Origin of the sequence: Pseudomonas sp. 51_B, from assembly GCF_017491595.1 — a bacterium.
Lineage (GTDB): Bacteria > Pseudomonadota > Gammaproteobacteria > Pseudomonadales > Pseudomonadaceae > Aquipseudomonas > Aquipseudomonas promysalinigenes.
In genome coordinates this window covers 1-1094 of sequence record NZ_JAFGYW010000060.1, presented here as the reverse complement: position 1 = coordinate 1094, position 1094 = coordinate 1, and the positions used below count along the sequence as shown (strand labels likewise).

Here is a 1094-nt window from a genome sequence, read left to right as displayed (position 1 = left end):
CGGTACCGGTACCGCCACCCATGCCGGTGGTGATGAACACCATGTTGGTGCCCTGCAGCACCTCGGCAATGCGCTCACGGTCCTCGAGTGCAGCCTGACGGCCGACCTCAGGATTGGCACCGGCACCCAGACCTTTGGTCACGCCGGTACCCAGTTGCAGAATGGTGCGTGCGCCGATGTTTTTCAGCGCCTGAGCATCGGTGTTGGCGCAGATGAACTCGACGCCTTCGATGCTGCTCTTGACCATGTGGTTAACGGCGTTACCACCACCACCACCTACGCCGATCACCTTGATGACCGGACTTTGCGGGACGTTGTCTACGAGCTCGAACATTTTCCCTCTCCTTACAGTTCTCTAGTTGTCGCGCCTACCACTACTGCTTTGAAACTTAGAAGTTGCCCTGGACCCACCGCTTGAAGCGCTCAAGCACTGGGGCCTTCGGTTCATCGCCATAGCTGTTGCTGCTGCTGTTGCTGTTACCGGTCAGGACCAGGTCCTCGGACTGCTTGAGCAGGCCATAGGTGAGCAAGCCCACGCCGGTGGAATAGATCGGGTTGCGCACCACGTCGCTCAGCCCCCGAACGCTGTGCGGTACGCCCAGGCGCACCGGCATATGGAAAATTTCCTCGGCCAGTTCCACGGCCCCTTCCATCTTCGCGGTGCCACCGGTGAGGACGATGCCGGCCGGCACCAGGTCCTCGTAACCGCTGCGGCGCAGCTCGGCCTGGATCAGCGTGAAGAGTTCGTCGTAACGTGGCTCCACCACCTCGGCCAAGGCCTGGCGCGAAAGCTCGCGGGGCGGACGATCGCCAACGCTAGGCACTTTGATGGTTTCGCCTGCACCGGCCAGTTTGGCCAGGGCACAGGCGTAGCGGATCTTGATTTCCTCTGCGTACTGGGTAGGGGTACGCAGGGCCATGGCGATATCGTTGGTGACCTGGTCGCCAGCGATTGGAATGACTGCCGTATGGCGGATAGCACCCTCGGTGAAGATCGCGATATCGGTGGTGCCGCCGCCGATGTCCACCAAGCACACGCCCAACTCTTTCTCGTCATCGGTCAGCACCGAGTAGGCCGAAGCCAGCTGCTCGAG

1 protein-coding gene and 1 pseudogene are annotated in these 1094 nt (G+C 61.3%); both read right to left on the bottom strand.

The genetic code is table 11. From position 1 onward, the window contains the following. Nucleotides 1-334, bottom strand: a pseudogene (locus tag J5M56_RS23575) (cell division protein FtsZ); the annotation flags it as partial. A gap of 55 nt (nucleotides 335-389) precedes the next feature. Further along, nucleotides 390-1094 (bottom strand): cell division protein FtsA (gene ftsA, locus J5M56_RS23570; protein WP_207937893.1); only part of this gene is annotated, 705 nt, incomplete at its 5' end.